Here is a 20,293-nt window from a genome sequence, read left to right as displayed (position 1 = left end):
ATTATCCAAATCTTCCGGTGATGTAGTCCTGGGTCTGCTGCTGGCGTGGATTGGTGAAGATACGATCTGCCGCATCCACTTCAATCAGCCGCCCCATGTAGAAAAATGCAACCTGATCCGCACAACGCGCAGCCTGCTGCATATTGTGTGTCACGATCGCAATGGTGAACTCTTCCTTAAGTTCATCCAGAAGCTCTTCAATGCGCGCTGTAGAAATCGGGTCCAGTGCGGAAGTCGGTTCGTCCAACAGCAGTACTTCGGGACGTGTTGCGATGGACCGCGCAATGCACAGTCTCTGTTGCTGGCCGCCCGAGAGGCCGGCTGCAGGAGCATTCAGGCGATCCCGCACTTCATTCCACAGGGCGACGCGTGTCAGAACGTCCTGCACGCGCACATCCATGTCTGCTTTGCTCAGTCGCTCATGGAGGCGCACACCGAATGCGATGTTGTCATAGATCGACATGGGAAACGGCGTCGGTTTCTGGAACACCATGCCGATCCGCGCGCGCAGGATGTTCAGGTCCAGCCCGGTTTCAAGGATGTTGCGACCATCGAAAATCACTTCTCCCGTCGCACGCTGTCCCGGATAGAGATCGTACATACGGTTGAAGATCCGTAGCAGGGTGGACTTGCCACACCCGCTGGGACCGATCATCGCCGTCACTTTCCGGGCAGGAAAGTCGATGCTGATATCGTGCAGGGCATGGTTCTGCCCGTAGTAAAAGTTCAGATTGCGAACGGCGAGGGCCACTTGCGGCTTGGTCTCGTTCATTTTGAAATCCTGTAAAGTCATCCGCGCCGGGCCGAAAAACGAACGGCAATATTGATGGCCAGAACACCTAGGGTCACCAGAAGAGCACCAGCCCAAGCGAGCTGTACCCAGTCGTCATAGGACGCGCCCGCATACTGGTAGATCGTTACCGGCAGACTGGCCATCGGGTGGTTCAGGCTGAAGGACCAGTTCTGATTACCGAGAGATGTGAAAAGCAGGGGGGCTGTTTCACCGCTCACACGAGCCAGAGCCAGAAGAATACCTGTCAGAACGCCGGTCTTCGCCGAGCGCAGACAAAGAAAGAGGGTTACACGCCAACGTGTTGCACCCAGCGCTGCTCCAGCCTCCCGCATCGCGACCGGCACAAGCCGCAACATGTCTTCCGTTGTGCGCACGATGATCGGCACGGCGAGAATGGCAAGAGCAACTGAACCCGCCAATGCAGAGAAATGGCCGAACGGGGCCACCAGAACCTGATAGACGAACAGCCCAACCAGAATGGACGGGACAGACATCAGAACATCAGAAACAAACCGCACACAGGAGGCGAAGCGGTTCTGTCTGGAGCCATACTCGGACAGATAAATGCCACAGCCCAAACCCAGTGGGGTTGCCATCGCAAGCGCCAGTGTCGTCTGGATTACGCTGCCAAGAATAGCGTTTGCCAGCCCTCCCCCAGAACCTGGAGGCCCCATAGGCTTGAAAAGCGCACTTGCCGACAAGCCAACAATACCACGCGAGAGCAGTGTCCAGAGAATGGACGTCAGAACCAGCACGAGGATCGCAGCCGCAATCATACCCAGAATGGTGGCGACACGATCTTTCCGACGACGGCGCGCGCCGCACGGATTAGGAGCCCAGCCGGGAGAATGCGTTGTCATGTTGCTCATTTTCTATCCCCCCGCAGCATCCTTGCCAGAGACAGGCTGGCAAACGACAGCAGCATGAGAATGAAACCAAGAGCCAGCAGAGACGACAGACGAAGCGACCCAGCCGGACTTTCCGGGAACTGGAGAGCAATCAGAGACGCGACCGTGCTTCTCGGAGCAAACAGGGACCATCCTACGGCTGTCACATTTCCGATCACAAATGTGACGGCCATTGTCTCGCCCAAAGCGCGTCCCATGCCCAGAACAACAGCTCCGATCATGCCCGACCGGGACCAGGGCACGACGACCTTCCACATCACGTCCCAGCGCGTCGCTCCCAGCCCATACGCACTTTCACGCAGCATACCCGGCATGGCACTGAAGACGTCCCGCATGACTGCTGTCATGAAAGGGGCGATCATCATGGCCAGCACCAGACCTGCCGTCATCAATCCCGTGCCAAAAGGCGCACCATGAATCAGCATATTGATCCCCGGGACATGCCGGAAATGATGCGTCATGAAGGGTTGGACATGTCGTGCCATGAAAGGCACGATCGTGAAGAAGCCCCACATACCAAAAATGATGGATGGAACTGCCGCCAGAAGCTGAACGGCAGTGCCAACAATAGCTGCAATTTTGGGAGGCGCGATGGCGGTCAGCCAGAATGCCGTACCAAAAGCCAGCGGCATTGCAATCAGTACACCAATCAGAGTGCTGACGATTGTGCCGAACAGGGGAGCCCAGGCACCGTATTCATTCGAAACAGGATTCCAGACATCCCGGAACGCAAATCCAAGACCAAATGTCCTGAAAGCCTCCTGCCCACCAACACCCATCAGCACGACAAGGCCACCGAGGACAATCAGGACCAGCAGGGAGCATCCACCGACAACCGCCTGAAATGCGGTATCTGCGTTACTCCGTTTTTCCGGATGTTCGGAAACGGAAACCTTTTCGGGTTGCCTGGCTGGGGCAAGTGTCATGCGTCAAAGGCTCTGGCTGTGATAACTGGTGCAGACTGACGACAGGTGCCGCCACTTCCGTGCATTAGCCGTCCCAACCCGGAAGGACAACCGGCGCAGGCAAAGCAAGGCATGAAAGATTTATGTCACGCTCGATCCATTTTTTTTTGGCACACCTGAGACTGGCTCCCCAAGACACATTTCAGCAATTGATTTAACCTTCCCGAAAACAGTCCTTTTTGCCTTTCAGAGAATACCCCAAGGGCAGGAAAGAGGAGCAGGAAACCCGTGACGATGAAACAACCTCCGCTGCCGCCCCAGACGACTTCAGGCTTTTTCATGGGGTATTTCGATCTTTTCGAAGGGGGCAGAGCACGGGGTTGGGCCGTGGACATTCGCGGCCAAGGACCGGTCAGACTTCATATCCTGATTGATCAGCAGGAAGTCATGCAGGTTCTCTGCGACCATGAGCGGTCAGACATTCAGGCTGCCCTCAAGCTTCCGACTTCGAAAGTCGGGTTCGAATTTACGGTTCCTGAAAAATTCATGGATGGCGTCCCTCACGAATTCTCCATTCGCTTTCCGGACCGCTCGATCCTCCCGCTCACGAATCCCTCTACTCCTGACGTTCCGCCTCTACCGATCCTTCAGTTCACTGGAAAGCTGTTACCGGAATATCAGAGCTATATTGACGGCGTGAAACAGGGCGCTCTCCGTGGCTGGGTTCTTTGCTCGGACAAGCCTGGTGCAACAAAACACGGGCGATGCATGATCTCCGTCTTTGCAGACGGTGTTCCAATGGCTCAGGCTCGGGCAGATCGGTATCGCGGAGATGTCGCCGCAGCGCTGGGCTGCGATCCGAACTGTGGCTTCGAAATTCCCATTCCTCAGCACCTTCGTGGCAGTGGCCCTCGGAAATTCCGAATCATTACCCTTCCTGATGCCGTAGAACTCAGTGGAAGCCCACTTGTCACCTCTGTCGCAGACGATGCACTGGAATCACGCCTCGTTGATCTCCTGAGCGTCATCGACGGACTGCATCGGAAACTTTCTGAATTGCGTCAGGAAGTCAGAGACCTGGTTCCTCGGCGCGGCTACAATCTCGGCGATTACAACCGCTGGGCTCATCGATATTATCCGCTCCTGCGAGAGCGAGTTGCCAAACAGCGTCAGTTGCCAGGCGGAACAGGGCAAGAGGAGCCCCTGGTTTCCATTCTGTGCCCGACCTATCGCCCGCTCAAAAGCGACTTCGAGGCTGCCCTCAATTCAGTGCTGTCCCAGACCTACTCAAACTGGGAACTCATCATCGTTGATGATGCAGGTCTGTGCGCCCAGACAACTGCCGTAATTGAGCAGTTTTGCAAAACCGATCAACGGATCCGCGCTGTACCACTTGAGAAAAACGCAGGCATCTCTGGCGCCACAAATGCTGCCATGGATGCTGCTCGAGGTCAGTATGTCGTTTTCTTTGACCATGATGACCTCATGGTGGATGTCGCAGTTGAAGTGATGGTCCGTGCGGCTCTGGAGACAGGAGCGAAGCTCCTTTATTCAGACGAAGATAAAATAGATCAGGCTGGATATTTCCTGGAACCCAATCTCAAGCCCGATTTCAATTACCGCTATCTGCTGGGCTGCAACTACATCTGTCATCTGACGATGGTTGAGGCAAAGACCATGCGTAGAATTGGCCACCTGAAGTCAGACTATGATGGCGCACAGGATCATGACTTTGTTCTACGGGCGACGGAAATCCTGTCTCCGGCGGAAATTCATCATGTTCCCGAAATTCTCTATCACTGGCGCAAAACCCCCAATTCCACTGCCGTCAATGTCGCCAACAAGACCTACGCCATTGAAGCCGGGGTCAGGTGTGTGCATGACCATCTCAAACGCAAGAAGGTCCGGGCCAAAGTCTCGTCCATCCGCGGGCTGACGCTGTATGGCGTGGAGTGGCTGACGAAAAAGGTTCCAAAAGTCACAATTATCATTCCGTTCAAGGATCAGGTTGAAACCACGCGCCAATGTGTTGATGCCCTCCTTGATAAAACTTCCTACAAGAATTTTGACATCATTCTGGTCAACAACTGGTCAGTCGAGCATGAGACGGCTGACTTCATCGCTGAAATACAGAAGCACCCGAAGGTGTCCGTCCTGACGGTTGAGGAGCCCTTCAACTATTCACGTCTCAACAATCTCGCTGTCGATCAGACGAATGCTGACTATCTGATGTTCATGAACAACGATGTCTTCGTTGAACATTCAAACTGGCTTCACATTGCGATTGGAGAGGCTCTGGCTGCACCAGATATCGGAGCAGTTGGCGCAAAACTTCTCTATCCCAATGACACAATTCAGCATGCGGGCGTCGCGGTGGGGCCGGCTGGGATAGGTGCTCACGTTCATCGGGGTGATCCACTGACGGAGTATGGCTACATCGGACGCACCATGCTTTCGCATGAGGTCACGGCTGTCACGGCAGCGGCCATGCTGGTTCGAGCAGACGTTTTTCGTGAAGTCGGCGGATTCGACGAGAAAGAACTGACCGTCGCCTACAACGATGTCGATCTTTGCCTGAAAATCCGCGACGCGGGTTATCGGATCATCTTCTGCGCGGAAGTCATCGCCTATCATCATGAAAGTCTATCGCGCGGCAGTGATGATCGTCCGGAACATGAAGCTCGCTTCTTTCATGAAACCCAGACCATGTTGGCCCGTTGGAGTGACAATCCACTTTTCGAACGAGATCCCGCTTACCCGCGCTATTTCACGGTAGACCAGCAGCCATTCTTCGATCTTGTGGATCCGGAAACACTATGAAACCTATTTGGGATTTCTGCGTTTGACCGGATAACGAACCCTGTTGCAGGAGAACCATCATGGCCACGAAATCCAACCGCCATGTCACACAGAACGACACCGCAGACAACACGAAGAGCGTCTCGATTGAAACGCTCAATGCTCGTCTGGCCGATCTGATTGACCTCGCCCTGATCACGAAACAGGCGCACTGGAACCTCAAGGGTCCGCAGTTCATCGGCGTCCACGAAATGCTGGATGGCTTCCGTACGAGCATTGATGACTTTGTGGACACAACAGCAGAGCGTGCAACGCAGCTCGGTGGCACAGCATACGGTACGGTGCAGGATGTCTCCAAGAATTCATCTTGCAAGCCATACCCGACCGACATCTATCGCGTCGCAGACCATATCGCTGCTCTGATTGATCGCTATGCCACTGTTGCAAACAACGTGCGTGAAGCCATCAAGATCACGGATGAAGCAGGCGACGATGACACGTCTGACCTTTTCACCGAGGTTTCCCGCGGTCTGGACAAGCACCTGTGGTTCCTGGAAGCCCATGTACAGGAACCGACCGGCCAGATGCGTGACGGTGACCATGAAGGCAAGCGCGCCTAATACGCGCCTGCATTACTAAGCCTGAAAACGGAGCGGTCTTGGGCCGCTCCGTTTTTTATTGTGGCACTTGCCCCTCAACAATATCGCGATTACCAATAAAGGCACAAAAGGCGCCGCCTGAGGTGAGCCTTGATCACGACTTTCCTGAAGCGGGACAACAGGCATGACTTCCGAAGATCAAACGACACACCAAGATAGCGCGGCTTGGGATCTGTCCGAATGGGAAGCCTTGAGAGAAGAAGATACGCCATCTTCTAATGCCGCCGAAGAACCCGCAGCGCCACCAGTGCCCGCTTCACCAGAACTACCGGACCCTCAGGCTGCCACATATCTCGCACAGCATGGCGCAGACACTGTTGAACATGCTTTTGCGCTTGCCAATATCTTGCACACCAATCGCAGCGTAGCTGAAGCCGCAACATACTACGGCCGTGCGTTTGAACTGCATTCCAAGTCTCCCACGCAATATCCTCTGGCACAGTCACTTTTGCAGGTTAGGCTTCTTTGTCTGCTCAAGGCAGGCCAGCCCATTCCGCAACATGAACTCGCTGAGCTGCGCAGCCTGAACATCCCGTTTGCAAACTATATCGATGGGACATCCCACGCCTGGCGTGGAACGCCACCACGTGATGCCCTGAACATTATGGGTAATGCTTACGACGAATTCCATACGGGCGAAGAAGTTGATTCTGTCGCACTGGAAATCGCTCTTAGAGCCTCTCCATCTCTATTTTCAGCAACTCCGCAGGGCGACGATATCTATAATCGCATTCCGCGGAAGATGTTTCTCTATTGGGATGCAAATCCCCCAGCAGAAATCCAGAAGAACTTTGACTATCACAAAGCGATCTCCAGCTTTGAAGTCAAAACCTTCGATAAGGAAGAAGCTGCTGAGTGGCTTTACGATAATTACGGGATTGAAGCCCGCACACTGTTCCTGAGTGCCCGACACCCCGCTGAAGCTGCTGATTTTCTGCGGGTCCACGTCATCCAACTCCTTGGGGGCTGGTGGCTGGATGCCGACATCCGCGTCAAGAGCGATGCAGCGCTCCAGTTCATGGCAGAGCGCAAGGAAGGTTCAGCCTTCTTCCTCACACATAACCAAGTCGTTCATAATGACTTCTTCGGATCGGTTGCTAACAGCGACGTACTGACGGACTGCCTGCTGTCCCTGTATCGAAACTGCTATCTGCACCAAGGGCTCTTCATTGCCTACAAAACGGGTCCAGGCATCTTCAACCGTGCATTGAACCGTATTGCCCATCGCTCCCTCCAGGGCCGGACACCTGCAAAATCCATCGAGATCTTTGACCACCATGTCTTCAACGACATAATTGAAGAATTCGATACACCTTACAAAACCCAGTTGCCTTCTTGGTACACAGCCTGAGAGCTTACTGGCCCCGAAAGCTCTTCTTTCGGGGCCAGGTTTCCTTCACAGGCAGCGCTGGAGATGCTCTCTGGCAAAACGAAAAGTGTCCAGAGATGGTGCTTCATCTTCAATAGACACTTCATCGACATCATCGCCCAAAACAGACGAGCCTGAAGACTGCTGAGCCATTCCTTCAAGCGCCAGCATCACAAATTTCCGAAAATCTTCTTTTCCCAGCGGGGTTGGTACTTTGCCTCGCTCGCGCTGCACAACCCAGCCGCTCGTTAATGCCTGCAAGCTGCCCCAGCCATTTTCCACATCGCCCAGAGCGCGCTCTTTCAAGGTTTCGACGGTCGCCTTGGCCAGATCTTGAATATCGTCGCTGGTCATGCGCTGAGGAGCCAGCGTTGCATCTTTCTTGATGACCCAGCCCTCAACCAAGACCGCAAGGCCAGGAAGCATTTCGCCAGACATAAAATTTTCTCCCTGCTGCCTCCGAATCTATCATTTCGGAGGATTGCCGCCATTTTATTGGGTTTGGAAAATAGCATGCCTGAAGATCACAGGAAATGTGAGTTGCACCTCTTAGAGATAATCAGCTTGAAGATCCTATTGCACCTGGCTTCAGAGTAGTCCTATCTGCAAAGAGACAAAGCTACGGATTAGCTCACACATTTGCGCAAGTGGTATTGATGACTGAGAATATTGACCATGAATCCGACAATGCTCCGTCCATCACAGCGGCGACCCTCGCAGGTGACGGACAAGCTCTCGCATATTTCGAGAAACATGGCGCTGATACGGTAGAGCATTCATTTGCCATCGCAAATATTCTCCATATCCATAGCAACGTTAAAGAAGCCTCATTTTTCTATAGACGTGCCTTGGATTTGCATGGCAAGAGCCAAACAGAATATCCCTTACCACAATCACTATTACAAGTTCGTCTTCTATGCCTCCTCAAGGCTAGTGAGTCGCTACCAGAAGAAGAAATACTTGAATTAGAGAAATATTCGTTTCCGCAAGCAAACTATATCCGCGGAATTCGGGCTGCATGGCGTGAAAGTAATTTCGATGAGAGCCTGAAACTGATTGGAAACTGCTTTGAGGAGTTTCACTCAGGCGAAGAGATTGACCGACTCTATCTTGAAATCGCTCTCCGCTGGATCCGCTCTTTCGGTGAAGATGGCTTTCCAAAATCGCAGCCTGAAATACCCCACCACCTCTACATGTACTGGGACGCGAACCCGCCCGTAGAGATCAGCGAGAATATTGAATACCATCAGAACATGCTGGGAGATCGCTTTACGATCTTCACACGGGAAACAGCGACCAAGTGGTTGTACGACCACTATGGAAAAGAAGCATCCGACCTTTTCCAGCAGGTCCGTCATCCGGCAGAAGGCGCTGATCTTTTGCGCTTGCACGTCATTTTGGCAAAAGGCGGCTGGTGGATTGATGCCGACCTGCGCATCAAGTCTGATGAAGAATGGAATGCCCTCGCCACCATTCCAACGACCTGCCAGCTATTCACCACTGACAACTACGTCCTTCACAATGATTTTTTTGGAGCGACTGCCTCGCATCCAGTCATTGCCAATGCCCTGATGACGGCTTGGGCCAACATGTTTCGTCATCCCGGCCTCTACATTGCCTTCAAGACCGGCCCAGGCGTTCTGAACCGTGCCGTGAGCCGGGCGCTCTTCCAGAGCCTGGAACTCAAGGCACAGCTTCCCGTGCTTCGGATAGATGACCAAGCTCGTTTCAATGACTTCGTTGAAGAGTATGAAGTGCATTACAAGGGTAACTCATCCTGGCACAGTCAGTAAGAAACTGGCTTTATCGTCAGCGGTGATGCCCGCTGACGATCTCCTGCACCAGAGCGTCATAGCGCTTCAGATAACCCTGTAGACACAACTCAGCTTCAGCATAGCGACGGGCATCCTGGCCCAGACGTCGCGCCTGTTTGCGGTCTTCCAACAATTCCAGAACAACATCCGCAATACGATCGGGCTCAAGAAACGGCACCAGCCGACCGGTCAGGCCATCTGTAATGAATTCACTTACAGGTGCCGTATCACTGCCAATAATAGGGCATCCCGTTGCCATGGCTTCTCGCAGGGACCACGAGGCAACAAAAGGATACGTCAGATAGAGATGAGCATCTGAACGCTTCAGCAACGCACGGAAGTCATCATACGCAACCTTACCCACAAAATGGACGCGGCTTAGGTCAAGCTGGCCTTCAAGCTCCTTGAGCATAATATCACGCCAGCTACCCCGCCCTGGTGGAGGGGCGCCGTAGCTGACCTGATCTCCGCCCACCATGATGATATGGGCGTCCTTTCGTTCCGCAAGAATGCGTGGGAGGGCACGCATTGCGGAATGAAAGCCACGATACGGTTCCAGATTACGCGCAACATACGTAATAAGAGCGTCCTTCGGGCTGATCTTGACGCCATTAATGAGAAGATTGCGCTTGCGAGCCTGCGGCTCCGGCTTGCAAAGATCGAGATTTACACCTTCACGAAGAAGCGAAATTTTTTCCTGAGCCCAGACGGGATAAGTTGATCTCTGGAATTCCGTAGGCGTCTGACCATAGCCATTCGTCAGGGAAAGAGCCTGCAGATTGATCGCATTCTTGATCCGAACCGCAGCGGCGAGGTCCGAACTGGATGGAAATTCGGGGTCGAACCCGACATCATTACGATCTGTATGATAGAAAAATTCGAAATATCCCAGCACCGGACATTTCGGAAAGACATCCCCAAGATTGAGCAGTTCGCCCCAGCCATGATGCCCGATAATGATGTCAGGCTCATATCCTAGCTGCTTGAGAGTCCTAGCGGCTGTGGCGACAGCTTCTGCGCGCAGAATTCCGTATTCGAACTCTCGGAGATGGGGATGAGTAGACGAGGATGGCAGGCGAGGCACCCGATAAATGACACGCCTTACCCCAGGAACCTCACCTGCATTGGCCTCGGAAATGAAAACAATCTCATTCCCTCCCTGCTCATGCAGATGACGGACGAAATGCAGAAACTGGCCAGGAAAGTTCTGATGAACAAAAAGGTAGCGCACACCAAGTCCTGGCTGTTGAAGAGTCTCTGAGCCCGAAAATCCAGATACGCAAGATCTCAGGCATCTTAATTAATCGACCCTTGTCATTTCCAAGGATCACTAAAGGCGGCCTACATCGAAGAGTAGTCCGCCCTCATGAAATTCAAACTGCAGAGCTCGCCTTACGCTTCGCAGGCGTTTTTGTTGTTTTAGCAGCCTTGCTCGGAGCGGCCTTGGTACGCGCCTTTGTCGGAGCAACCTCCGCGGCATCATTGGGAATGATTTCAAGCAGAAATGCCTCGAGCGGCGCGAGACTGTCTGCTTCAAGCGCATCCGTGCCATCTACCGGCCCCAAACGTGTTCCATCTGTAAAAGTGGAAGAGAGACGCACGTGATGTGTCTGCGCGGATTCACCCTTCAGACGCACCCGAAGCCCAAGAATAGGCAGAGCCATGCCACGGGAGCCGCAATACTGGCCACCTTCAGACCAAGGGGAGAGCCAGCCCTTTCCGAGCACGGCCTGATATTCGATATCCGAAGTCGGGATGCTGTTTTTCGGAGCGATGGCAAAACCTTCGATCCACGCCTGACTTCCCGGCGTGCCCATCCATTCTCCGATCGGAGCGGCAACATCACCACGGCGCTGAACATGAGCCGAAATCTCGGCTACCCCACCAGTGGCCTCGGGTGCAGGAGCGGCAGACTGCGCGGGGGCAACAGCAGCAGGAACTGCTGACGTCGGACCAGCAAGTTGCGCCACCTGAATTTTTGGAGCTTCAGCCTGGCTGTTCGGTTCCTGATATGTCGTGACCAGAACAGCTGCTGGGCCGCGCGTCACCCGGACCAGAGCGGCACCGCTGGATGCGCCGATCCAGCCATCTTCCTCAAAGGTGCTGACTGTCACGATGCCCGGCGGCGTTCCAGGCGCGCGGGAAATACGGACGCCTGGCAAACCAGCGGGACCTGGTGCAGGTTGCCCGGCGGCATGAAAGATACAGAAAATACCTGCATCCAGCACCATCATGTGAGCACCAGCCTTGAGGTCAATGACCCGATTTTGCGTTGGTGCTTCAGCCGTCTTTGACATTCCCTACTCCACTTGTTCCCGTCTGCCGGGAGAAAAAATCTTCAGGTTCGCGCTACACCAGACACTCCGTGACTGGAGCCCAGTCTATGAACTGTCTGCAGAAAGAATGCTCTGCTTTTTTCCTGCTCTATATTTTACTCTTTCCAGTCGAAGCGTAAACCCGTTCATCTCAACTTCCCTCACGCCAGCAACGCAAAATAAAAGCCAAGATTAATCCAACGGGCATACCGAGAGGTACGACACCTCCCCGTCTACTCCGTCGCACACGCTCCGACTGGGCACCGATATCGAAACACACAACGGGCAAGCCGCTTTTCCATAATAGCCCCAGCGCATAACACCAGGTTTCAGGCGCTACGGAAGGAATAAACCCTATGTCGGCATATTGTTCCCGAACGAGGCCCACAGCCTCATCTTCCCGATATTCTCCTGTAACTTTAACGCCGGCAGCAATCAAAGCATCATCATCTGGCGTGTGCCCGACAAGTATAAGCTCAATCTGAACCGGCATGGTTGAAACATGATGAGCCATTGCCAGCAGAACGTCATAGCCTTTCCATTGGCTCAGCCCACCGACAATACAGATTCGCAATGGCCGTCCCGGCACAATCATTGTTTTGTCAGGCAGGTTGGTCAGCAGGTGAGCATCGTCTTCCAGAGGCGTAACGCAAAAAAACATATCAGGAAAATGGCGTGACATGCGCTGCGCGGTATCCCGTGACGGGACCAGCAACTGCTCCGCCTCACGAAATTCCTGCTCAGAGCGCTCGATCAGTTCGGGAACTGTAATGCTTTCCCCCAGATATCCCCCCCAACGGTCAATACAAGCCTCACATCCGGCAACCTCAGGCTCCCCACAATATCGGCCATCCCCATTCAGAAGCGAAATACGGGGACAAAACCAGATATGATCATGAATGAAGATGTCATATGGGACGTTGAGCATGTGATGCAGCGTCCGAATGCAGGGCGCATGCCCCACAAGGTGGTGCCACTCCACTTTCTGCACACTAAGCTGAGACAAGACATCCACAAGGAATGGTAACTCTTCCGGAAGCTTGAACGTGAGATTGGGAAAGAGCGTCTTTCCACCCGGCAGGTACTCCAACAAGCATCCTTGAGCCGTCGGGCGTAACCCGAGGGGTAACAGGCCCTGCCGCTCAAATTCGGCAGCTCTGTGATGAACGGCACGTCCTACACCGCCGCCAGCATCATGTTGGACAAGCAAAATCGAGGGCCTACTGCCGCGTTGGCGTTGCAGACGATCCACATCAAGCGCCCGCCTGAGTTCTAAAAGTGGGTCGGATTTCAAAAAAGCAGCAACTGCAACATCGTATCCTGGATGCAGAGCGTTCAGGATATCCAGGTTCCGCGCCATCAGCGCCTTCCGGCTGCTTCCGAACGACACGGACCCTACATGGGCAACATAGACATCGGGTGCAGGAAAATGCCGAAAGCCTAGAGCAGAAGCCCGTAGGCAGAAATCATTTTCTTCTCCATAGCCCTGCCCAAACAGGTCTTCCCGAAAAAAGCCTGTCTCAGCCAGACAGTGCGCCGTGATGGCCATGCAAAAGCCATTCCCCGTCGGGAGATCACTCTTTGCAGCCATCCCTGAAAACTGACGCAGACACAGACGATCCAACTCTCTGGCTTCAGCCCGGCTGGGTACGTCGTTAACCTGATCCACCGCCGGATAGGACAGAATACTGGCGTCGTTTGAAAATGGCGTCAGTGTCCCAACATCCGTTGTATTCATACGAGCACGCAAGCGCTCAACCCACTCCGGGAATACAAGAGTGTCGCTGTTCAGAAGGATGACATCCCGACCACCCGCCTGCCGCATTCCGTCATTCGCGGACGTAGGAAATCCAAGATTACGTTCGTGACGGAAAAGCGTTATCTGACCTTTTGCTGCAAGGTTATCCAACGCTGCAGCCAAGGCCGGCTCAGGTGTAGCGTCATCCACTACAATGACAGCGACATCTGCAGGTACGGTTTTCAATACGCTCTGCAGACAGGCCAGCGTCCCAGATTTATCGCGATAAACTGGAATAACAATCGCACATCCGGGACTCACACGATCATCGGCAGGACGGTGTTTCCACGGCATAACTGGAACGGGGCGCAAACGAGACGGAAGAGTGCCATCGCCTGCCAGTAGTTTCCCGATCAGCGGATCAACCGGCGCCCCAGACAAAGGCCTCCCATGGTCATCTGTGACCATCAGAAGACCGTTCCCCTCGGTTGGTAGCTCATTTTTCGGGATGGCAAAGACGCGAGGCCTTGAAAGGGGAACGTCACTATCCACGTTCGTTGCCAAGGCCGGAACCTGAAGGACGTCTCCATCTCCAAGCCTGATTGACGGCACATGATCTGGCTCCGCAGGATACCAGAGCCACCCTTCAAGCCCATTCGCCGTTGCCTGCACAAGCGATTCACAACGCGTCAAAGTCTGAATGTTGATCGGGCTGCCAAGAACATGTTTCCGCCCGGACCGCACCTCCAGACGACAAGCTTTTGGCCACCCAACGGGCAGGAAGTAACGCCCACTGACGCCCCGCCCAATCTCCATCCCGTCTAGCAGAATACGAAAAATGCCGGACGTCTGAACATCCACCCACCCGCCATTGGAAGCCGTACACCAGCCTGCCAATCCCGTCTGCTTTGCAAGATTTGTCGCGAGTTCCTGAAGCTCAGGCAGGATATGAAAGCACGAGAGGGTCTTTCCCAAACGAGCGGCAGCTTCTTCTGTCCGATTTTGCCCGGCCAAACAGACAACAGATAGAAAAGCAGCCTCTCGTAGCCTGAACACATTATAAAGCTGCTCCATACGGACCAGACATTCGGCAATTCGGCCAACCTTCAGGTAAGCGAGCGCCACAGCCCATGTCACGTTCGGGCTCTGGCGCGCCATACGCTCGGCCCGCTCCAGCCAGAAAAGACCGTCCTGCAAACGACCAGTTTGCATCGCTTCCTGACCACGCCGGAAGGCATTCTGCGCCCGGGCATTCATGACTTCCCGCCATTCGGCCCGTTCTTCGTCCGTAACCTCGTGACCATACCCCCCGAATGCCGCACGGGAGGTCGTACCGGTCAGGTCTGGGCGCTCTTTGTCAGAAGACACGTGAAATCAGTCGTCCTCATCAGCGCGGGCATCATCAAGATTGATGAGTTCGGCTTCGGCATCCTGAATGCCCTGGGCTTTGGCACGTTCCAGCCAGCTTCGCCCCTCAACCAGATCTGTTACGCCAGCAAGCCCACGCACAAGATATCGGCCCAGCATGAGCTGAGCCAGGCCGTTACCCCGCTGAGCAGCCTTCCGAAACCATTTCTGTGCATCTGCCCGATTTTCTTCAACATCATGCCCACCGCCATACATCGCGGCCAGTGAGAACATCGCGTCCGTATTTCCGCTGTCTGCCGCTGCCTCATAGAGGTTCAGAGCCCGTACGTGATCGCGCCGACCGTTGATCTGCCCCGTCACCAGAAGCTGCGCAACCGCCACCTGAGCTTCAGCCATGCCCGCGTCGGCGGCTTTTTCCATCCAGTGCATCGCTTGGGTCGGGTCAGGTTGAACGCCGCGCCCTTCCAACAGCATCCGGCCGTACCAGAACTGCGCATTGACGACTCCATCGGTGGCTTTCTGCATCCAACGGGCAGCTTCTGCAGCGTCCTGCGTATCGCCAACACCTTCAGCAAAGCAGACACCCAGATTGAAAGCGCCAACCAAGTCGCCTTTCTCCGCAGCGCGCTCAAAACGCTCTTTCAGAGCCTGCTTCTGGTCATCCGTCGCGGCAGCGCCTGTCAGAATCAGATTGCCGAAATCAGCATCGGCATGATGGTCACCGGATTCCGAAGCCACGCGAAACCAGTACGTCGCCACATCCGGGTCCCGGTGAACGCCGTTTCCGGTTAGGTAGAGCAATCCAAGCGCACGTGCGGCGCCGCCATGTTTCTGCTCGGCGGCCAACCGATACCAGGTCGCCGCTTCCATGAGATTCGGCGGTAACTCGCCACCTTTGGCATATAGATCGCCCAAGAGCGCAGCAGACTCTGCATCCCCATTCAGGGCTGCACGCCGTAGCCAGGTTTCAGCACGACCATAATGCTGCTCAACACCGACACCCTCTAACAGGAACAGGCCATACCGTGCTTGCGCTCCGACGATGTTCCGCTCGGCCGCCTGACGATAATAGCGGGCTGCTGCTCCCATATCATGAGGAACACCAGCACCGGCCTCACTCATACGACCAAGAATATCGAATGCCGTCCCGAGGCCACCCTTGGTTGCCTCCTTTAAATGGGATGCAGCAATTTTCCGGGCATCCTCCGTCTCTGCTGAATGCAAAATTGCCAATGCCAGACCCAGATGCCCCTGAGAGCACCCGGCGGCGGCAGATTGTTCATACAAGGCACGAGCCCGAGGAAGATCACGTAGGTCTTCTGGACCGTTTGTTAGAATATAGCCCAACAGGGCCTGAGCATCTGCCGAACCCGCATCTGCGGCGACCTGTGCCCAGTGACGGCCCTGATGAAAATCCGGATGCCTTTTTCCAGAGACGGGACGGGCAGAAAGATCCAGTCCTGCTTTTTGTGCCCGGATTTCGAACCCTTCAGGAAGGCCAACCGTATAAAGTGTAGCCAGCACAAAGGTCGCTTCGACATGACCGGCTTCTGCCGCGCCCAGAATCCAACGAGCACCTTCTTCCAGACTGGGTGGAACGCCAGCTCCGTCCAGATAGGCACGCCCGACGCGAAAGGAAGCCTCCATATCACCTTGAGCCGCCATACGGCTCAATAGAGCGAAACCACGAACGGTTTCTCCCGTCTCCATCAAATGGATCGCCTGCTCCAGCTTTCCTTTGGAAGAGAGGAGAGAAGTAATGCGGCGCTTGAATGTCATGTTGCTCAACTCGGGTACGGCAAAAATGTAAAACGCCCGGACTGGCCGGGCGTTTTCTCGGCCTTACGGCTCTCTCATGCCTTCTGTCAGGGTCGGCGTTATCCGACTGAAGAAGTATTGCAGGACTGTCCGTTTTCCGACGTCAATATCCGCTGTCGTCGGGACACCTGGTGCTGGATGGAAGAAACTCGGCTGCCCATGCAACGTGTAACGGTCGATCCGAAGACGGACGCGATAAAAGACGCCTTCACTGGCAGAACCGGCAGCCCCACTGGCGTCACCACCCCCACCGCCGGCGGCATCAGATTTATCGAAGGAATCTGCACTGATAACCCGCACCGTTGCTTCAGCACCGCCATACTGTGTGAAAGGAAATGCTGCGAACTTTACGAGGGCATGATCACCGACCTTCACAAAGGCTGCATCAGCAGCCCGCATGACGGATTCCATTTCGACCCCATAACCCGTCGGCACGAGGGTCATGAACTGATTAGCCGACTGAAGCACAGACCCAACGGACGCCTTTGCAATCGTAAGCACAACTCCATCTTCCGGAGCCTTGAGCAAGATCAGATCCTGCCGCAGACGCGCCTTCTCGTAAGAACTACTGTATTCATCGAGATGATGCTGGGTCTCGGTCAGGTTTGTGTAGACCTGCGCTTTCCAGTTTTCGATAAAACTTTCGCGCTCCGCTTTCATGGCGGCAAGCTTGTTCTCAGCGGAATTGGCACTCTGCTGTGCAGAGATTTCAGCCCGCTCCGCTTCCATCATGTCATTCTGTGCGGCCAGCGTGGAGAGACGTGATCCAACCTGATCTGCCTGCTCATGCTGGCGCATCTTCAGGACTTCATCAGCCACCCGCATCTTGCTCGCATACATGGCCGCATTCGCGCGATACCCCTGCATGTCACTCTGCAAGCCGGCAATCTGCTGATCATAGTTCTGAATACGAGCGCGATATTCGCTACGACGACGCAGGAAAGCTGCCCCCTGCTGAACCGATGCAGGATTTGATGTGTCAGGATGATAATCCTGATCATCTGCCTCTGCCTTCAGACGATCACGCTCAGCCTGATAGGAATCACGCTGCAGAGCCATATTGGTGATGTCGGCTTTCGTGATGGTCGGATCCAGATGCGCAAGCACCTGACCCTTTTTCACATAATCACCGACCTGAACATCAATAGACCGAACGATGGAAGTTTCCAGCGGCTGAACGACGATTGTCGGTTCCGTAGAGACCAGCCGACCGGTGGTGCTCACAATCCGATTGAGCGGGAAAAATGCCATTCCTGCCAGACATGCCAGGAAAAGACCGCCAATCAACCAGATCGTATAGCGCGCAGAGGCTGTTGCCGGCAGATTAACCAGACCGGCAGTCGGAGAATGAAACTCCAACAGCGCAATGGGTATGCCTTGCGGAGCGAATGGATCTGTCGCTGTCCGCGGGACATGGCTGGTGAAGCTCTCACTTCCATTGTCTTCAGGAGACTGATCGTTGTTATTCGGAATAATGTCGGAGGAGCTCATGTCTTATTCTCCTTCGGCCAGTTGGTCTGCATCACTGGCAGCGGCAGACGCATTCATATGACGATTCTGCTGCATCCAGAGGGTGCGATAGATTTCACAGCGTTCCAGAAGAACATGATGCGGTGCAATATCCATCAGCTTGCCCCTGTCCATCACAGCGATCTGATGACAGTTGACCAGAGACGACAGACGGTGAGAGACGATCACCATTGTCCGGCCTTTACCAATGCGCTCCAGGTTAGCATTCACCAATGCTTCAGATTCTGGATCAAGTGCAGAGGTTGCTTCATCCAGAATCATCAGTTTCGGATCACTGATAACAGCACGGGCAATTGCTAGTCTCTGGCGCTGACCACCGGAAATATTGGTCGAGCCCTCTTCGATCCAGGTATCATACCCGGCTGGCATTCTTTCGATAAACTCTTCAGCACCAGCCAGACGTGCAGCCCGGACGACATCATCAATCGTCAGTCCAGGACGGCCCGCTGTGATATTTTCGCGGATCGTTCCGCGGAAGAGGAAATTGTCCTGTAGAACCACACCGAAAGAACGACGCAGATGAGTCAGGTTGATTTCACGAAGATCAACACCGTCCAAGCGTAAATACCCGGTGTAATTACGGCTCACACCTTGCAAGAGACGGGTAACTGTCGATTTACCAGAGCCAGAACGTCCGACCAATCCGAGCATCGTTCCCGCAGGAATTTCGAACGACACGTCGTCCAAGGCTTTGGTAGTCGAGCCAGGATAGGAAAAATTAACACCCATGAAAGACAGAGCGCCCTTGATGCGAGGCCGCATGCCCGTTGTCAGGGCTTTGGTCTCTGTCGGCTGGTTCAGAACTGCACCAGCTTCCCCGAGAGACACGGTCACTTCATTGATGGATTCCATCAACTTTGCCAGCCCCACCAGTGGAGCCGCGACACGTCCACCCAACATCATGAAGCCGGCCAGAGCACCGGCCTGCATGTGACTTGCATTGGTGAGCACAAGATAGGCACCCACAAGGATCACGCCACGGTTGATAAACGCATCAAACGGCATAACGAGAGTCTGAGGCCAGTTTGACATCCGTCCGGCTGCAAGCTTCCAGCGCACGACTTCAGCAGTTTTCTGGTCCCATTCCTCACGGCGAGTTGCCTCAAGAGCCAGTGTTTTGACAGTCCGGATGCCAGCAATGGTTTCATACAGCGTCGATCCGCGGCTCATTTCCGCACGGATCTGCCGTCCCATGACGCGGGTAACAGCCGGGAGGAACATAACCACAATCAGGCCGATACATCCGGCAGCAGCCAGCGTCATCCAGGCCAGGGTAGAACTGAGCAGAAAGAGAACTGGCAGGATCACGAGGAGTGTGAAGAGGTCCAGCATAGTGGACATCAACTGACCAGTCAGGAAGTCACGGACTTTGAAAATCGCGACAAAACGCCCGAGGATTTCACCGGTCTGTTCCCGCTCATAAAATTCCAGCGGGAGAGCAAGCAACCGATTGAATGCATGCAGCGAAATCCTTGCATCCAGCCTCGACGACAGAACCAGTGACAGTTCACGCCGAGCGTATGTCAGAAGTACTTCATAGAAAGTCAGGATCAGCACAAACGACGACAACGATACCAGCGTCGCCATGGAATGATAATTTACGACCCGATCCAGAACCTGCATGACGATCAGGGCTGGGAAGATCTGTAGAATACTGAGCACCATGGAGGCAAAAGCGATATCCCGGAGGATCTTCTTCTCGCGCATTGCCATTTTGGCAAACCAGAGAAGATCAAACCGCGCATCAGACTCAGATTCATCACGACGACGCTTCACAAGAAGCACGTCACCCGTCCAAACCTGCGACAGACGGAGTTCATCTACCGGGATCGGCGTGTCGCCATCCCCGCCCATCGGATCACGGAGCCAGACAACGCCCTTTTCAGGGTTCGTCGCGACCATGAGGCCGGCCGAGCCATCCTTGAACATCAGAACCACAGGAGGAGTGTTCTGAAGCCGAACCAGGTAGCGCCATTTCAAGCGCATTCCCTTGGCAACAGCTCCCTGCTCATTCAACCAGCGCGCAAGAGATGCAGGGGAAGGAGAATCCTCTCCTGGCTCCGCAGCAAAATCTCGGATATCGAGCTCAAGCCCATGAAACCGGGCTGCAGCCAAAGCGGCATATAGTCGGATGACTGCCGGGCTTACATCCCTTCCGGGGCCAGACACGCGCTGGGTTTGATCCACGAAACGTCCTCTATGCTGTGGTCCCGCACAGGCGGCATCAAAGGCAGAAATGCCCGTTCATACTTCATGAATAGAGAATACTATCTTTTC

General features: G+C 54.4%; 14 protein-coding genes. 4 read left to right on the top strand and 10 right to left on the bottom strand.

Annotated elements, in window-relative coordinates:
* Window position 1: 1 nt before the first annotated feature.
* From pstB to pstC, 3 genes are read right to left on the bottom strand one after another with little or no spacing between them, the layout of a single operon-like run.
* A complete protein-coding gene (pstB, locus tag JN414_RS06235; RefSeq protein WP_371822701.1) occupies window positions 2-772 on the bottom strand; it encodes a phosphate ABC transporter ATP-binding protein PstB in 771 nt (256 codons plus the stop codon).
* Window positions 773-789: 17 nt separating this feature from the next.
* On the bottom strand, window positions 790-1,662 hold the full coding sequence (pstA, locus tag JN414_RS06230) for a phosphate ABC transporter permease PstA (RefSeq protein ID WP_202207140.1): 873 nt from the start codon (window positions 1,660-1,662) through the stop codon (window positions 790-792).
* Window positions 1,659-2,627 carry a phosphate ABC transporter permease subunit PstC gene (pstC, locus tag JN414_RS06225; protein ID WP_202207139.1) on the bottom strand — a complete coding sequence of 323 codons (969 nt, stop codon included), beginning with the start codon at window positions 2,625-2,627 and terminating at the stop codon, window positions 1,659-1,661. Before pstC ends, pstA begins: the two co-directional genes overlap by 4 nt.
* A gap of 273 nt (window positions 2,628-2,900) precedes the next feature.
* Here pstC and JN414_RS06220 point away from each other — a divergent pair, with 273 nt between their 5' ends.
* From JN414_RS06220 to JN414_RS06210, 3 genes are all read left to right on the top strand, one after another.
* Window positions 2,901-5,426: a glycosyltransferase gene (locus tag JN414_RS06220; protein ID WP_202207138.1), complete on the top strand. Its 2,526-nt coding sequence runs from the start codon at window positions 2,901-2,903 to the stop codon at window positions 5,424-5,426.
* Between the two features lie 59 nt (window positions 5,427-5,485).
* The gene (gene dps, locus JN414_RS06215; RefSeq protein ID WP_046900719.1) at window positions 5,486-6,025 is read left to right on the top strand and encodes a DNA starvation/stationary phase protection protein Dps; all 540 of its coding nucleotides are present in this window, start codon (window positions 5,486-5,488) and stop codon (window positions 6,023-6,025) included.
* Window positions 6,026-6,188: 163 nt separating this feature from the next.
* A complete protein-coding gene (locus JN414_RS06210; RefSeq protein ID WP_202207137.1) occupies window positions 6,189-7,415 on the top strand; it encodes a hypothetical protein in 1,227 nt (408 codons plus the stop codon).
* A 45-nt stretch (window positions 7,416-7,460) separates the two neighbouring features.
* Here JN414_RS06210 and JN414_RS06205 read toward each other — a convergent pair whose 3' ends face one another.
* Window positions 7,461-7,871, bottom strand: coding sequence for a hypothetical protein (locus tag JN414_RS06205; protein ID WP_202207136.1), 411 nt, complete (start codon window positions 7,869-7,871; stop codon window positions 7,461-7,463).
* Window positions 7,872-8,089: 218 nt separating this feature from the next.
* On the opposite strand from JN414_RS06205, the gene JN414_RS06200 reads away from it, so the two are divergent.
* On the top strand, window positions 8,090-9,226 hold the full coding sequence (locus JN414_RS06200; RefSeq protein WP_202207135.1) for a hypothetical protein: 1,137 nt from the start codon (window positions 8,090-8,092) through the stop codon (window positions 9,224-9,226).
* Between the two features lie 16 nt (window positions 9,227-9,242).
* On the opposite strand, the gene JN414_RS06195 is transcribed toward JN414_RS06200, so the two are convergent.
* From JN414_RS06195 to JN414_RS06170, 6 genes are all read right to left on the bottom strand, one after another.
* Entirely contained in the window at window positions 9,243-10,478 is a 1,236-nt protein-coding gene (locus JN414_RS06195) for a glycosyltransferase family 4 protein (protein ID WP_202207134.1), read from the bottom strand.
* Between the two features lie 142 nt (window positions 10,479-10,620).
* Window positions 10,621-11,544: a hypothetical protein gene (locus JN414_RS06190; RefSeq protein WP_202207133.1), complete on the bottom strand. Its 924-nt coding sequence runs from the start codon at window positions 11,542-11,544 to the stop codon at window positions 10,621-10,623.
* Window positions 11,545-11,713: 169 nt separating this feature from the next.
* Window positions 11,714-14,668: a glycosyltransferase gene (locus tag JN414_RS06185; RefSeq protein WP_202207132.1), complete on the bottom strand. Its 2,955-nt coding sequence runs from the start codon at window positions 14,666-14,668 to the stop codon at window positions 11,714-11,716.
* Window positions 14,669-14,674: 6 nt separating this feature from the next.
* Window positions 14,675-16,447, bottom strand: coding sequence for a tetratricopeptide repeat protein (locus JN414_RS06180; RefSeq protein WP_202207131.1), 1,773 nt, complete (start codon window positions 16,445-16,447; stop codon window positions 14,675-14,677).
* Window positions 16,448-16,510: 63 nt separating this feature from the next.
* Window positions 16,511-17,977, bottom strand: coding sequence for an HlyD family type I secretion periplasmic adaptor subunit (locus JN414_RS06175; protein WP_202207130.1), 1,467 nt, complete (start codon window positions 17,975-17,977; stop codon window positions 16,511-16,513).
* Window positions 17,978-17,980: 3 nt separating this feature from the next.
* On the bottom strand, window positions 17,981-20,203 hold the full coding sequence (locus JN414_RS06170; RefSeq protein ID WP_371822700.1) for a peptidase domain-containing ABC transporter: 2,223 nt from the start codon (window positions 20,201-20,203) through the stop codon (window positions 17,981-17,983).
* Window positions 20,204-20,293 lie beyond the last annotated feature (90 nt).

It is taken from the genome of Gluconobacter sp. Gdi (assembly GCF_014132155.1).
In the GTDB taxonomy this organism is placed as follows: Bacteria; Pseudomonadota; Alphaproteobacteria; order Acetobacterales; family Acetobacteraceae; genus Gluconobacter.
The sequence above is the reverse complement of the archived record's forward strand: the minus strand, read 5'-3'. Positions and strand labels throughout refer to the sequence as shown.

Bases quoted from the DNA above. Each gene is read 5' to 3' on its own strand.
- JN414_RS06220 (WP_202207138.1), top strand. From the start codon at position 2,901: ATGAAACAACCTCCGCTGCCGCCCCAGACGACTTCAGGCTTTTTCATG.
- dps (WP_046900719.1), top strand. From the start codon at position 5,486: ATGGCCACGAAATCCAACCGCCATGTCACACAGAACGACACCGCAGAC.
- pstC (WP_202207139.1), bottom strand. From the start codon at position 2,627: ATGACACTTGCCCCAGCCAGGCAACCCGAAAAGGTTTCCGTTTCCGAA.
- JN414_RS06175 (WP_202207130.1), bottom strand. From the start codon at position 17,977: ATGAGCTCCTCCGACATTATTCCGAATAACAACGATCAGTCTCCTGAA.
- pstB (WP_371822701.1), bottom strand. From the start codon at position 772: ATGAACGAGACCAAGCCGCAAGTGGCCCTCGCCGTTCGCAATCTGAAC.
- JN414_RS06210 (WP_202207137.1), top strand. From the start codon at position 6,189: ATGACTTCCGAAGATCAAACGACACACCAAGATAGCGCGGCTTGGGAT.
- JN414_RS06190 (WP_202207133.1), bottom strand. From the start codon at position 11,544: ATGTCAAAGACGGCTGAAGCACCAACGCAAAATCGGGTCATTGACCTC.
- JN414_RS06205 (WP_202207136.1), bottom strand. From the start codon at position 7,871: ATGTCTGGCGAAATGCTTCCTGGCCTTGCGGTCTTGGTTGAGGGCTGG.
- JN414_RS06200 (WP_202207135.1), top strand. From the start codon at position 8,090: ATGACTGAGAATATTGACCATGAATCCGACAATGCTCCGTCCATCACA.
- JN414_RS06180 (WP_202207131.1), bottom strand. From the start codon at position 16,447: ATGACATTCAAGCGCCGCATTACTTCTCTCCTCTCTTCCAAAGGAAAG.
- pstA (WP_202207140.1), bottom strand. From the start codon at position 1,662: ATGAGCAACATGACAACGCATTCTCCCGGCTGGGCTCCTAATCCGTGC.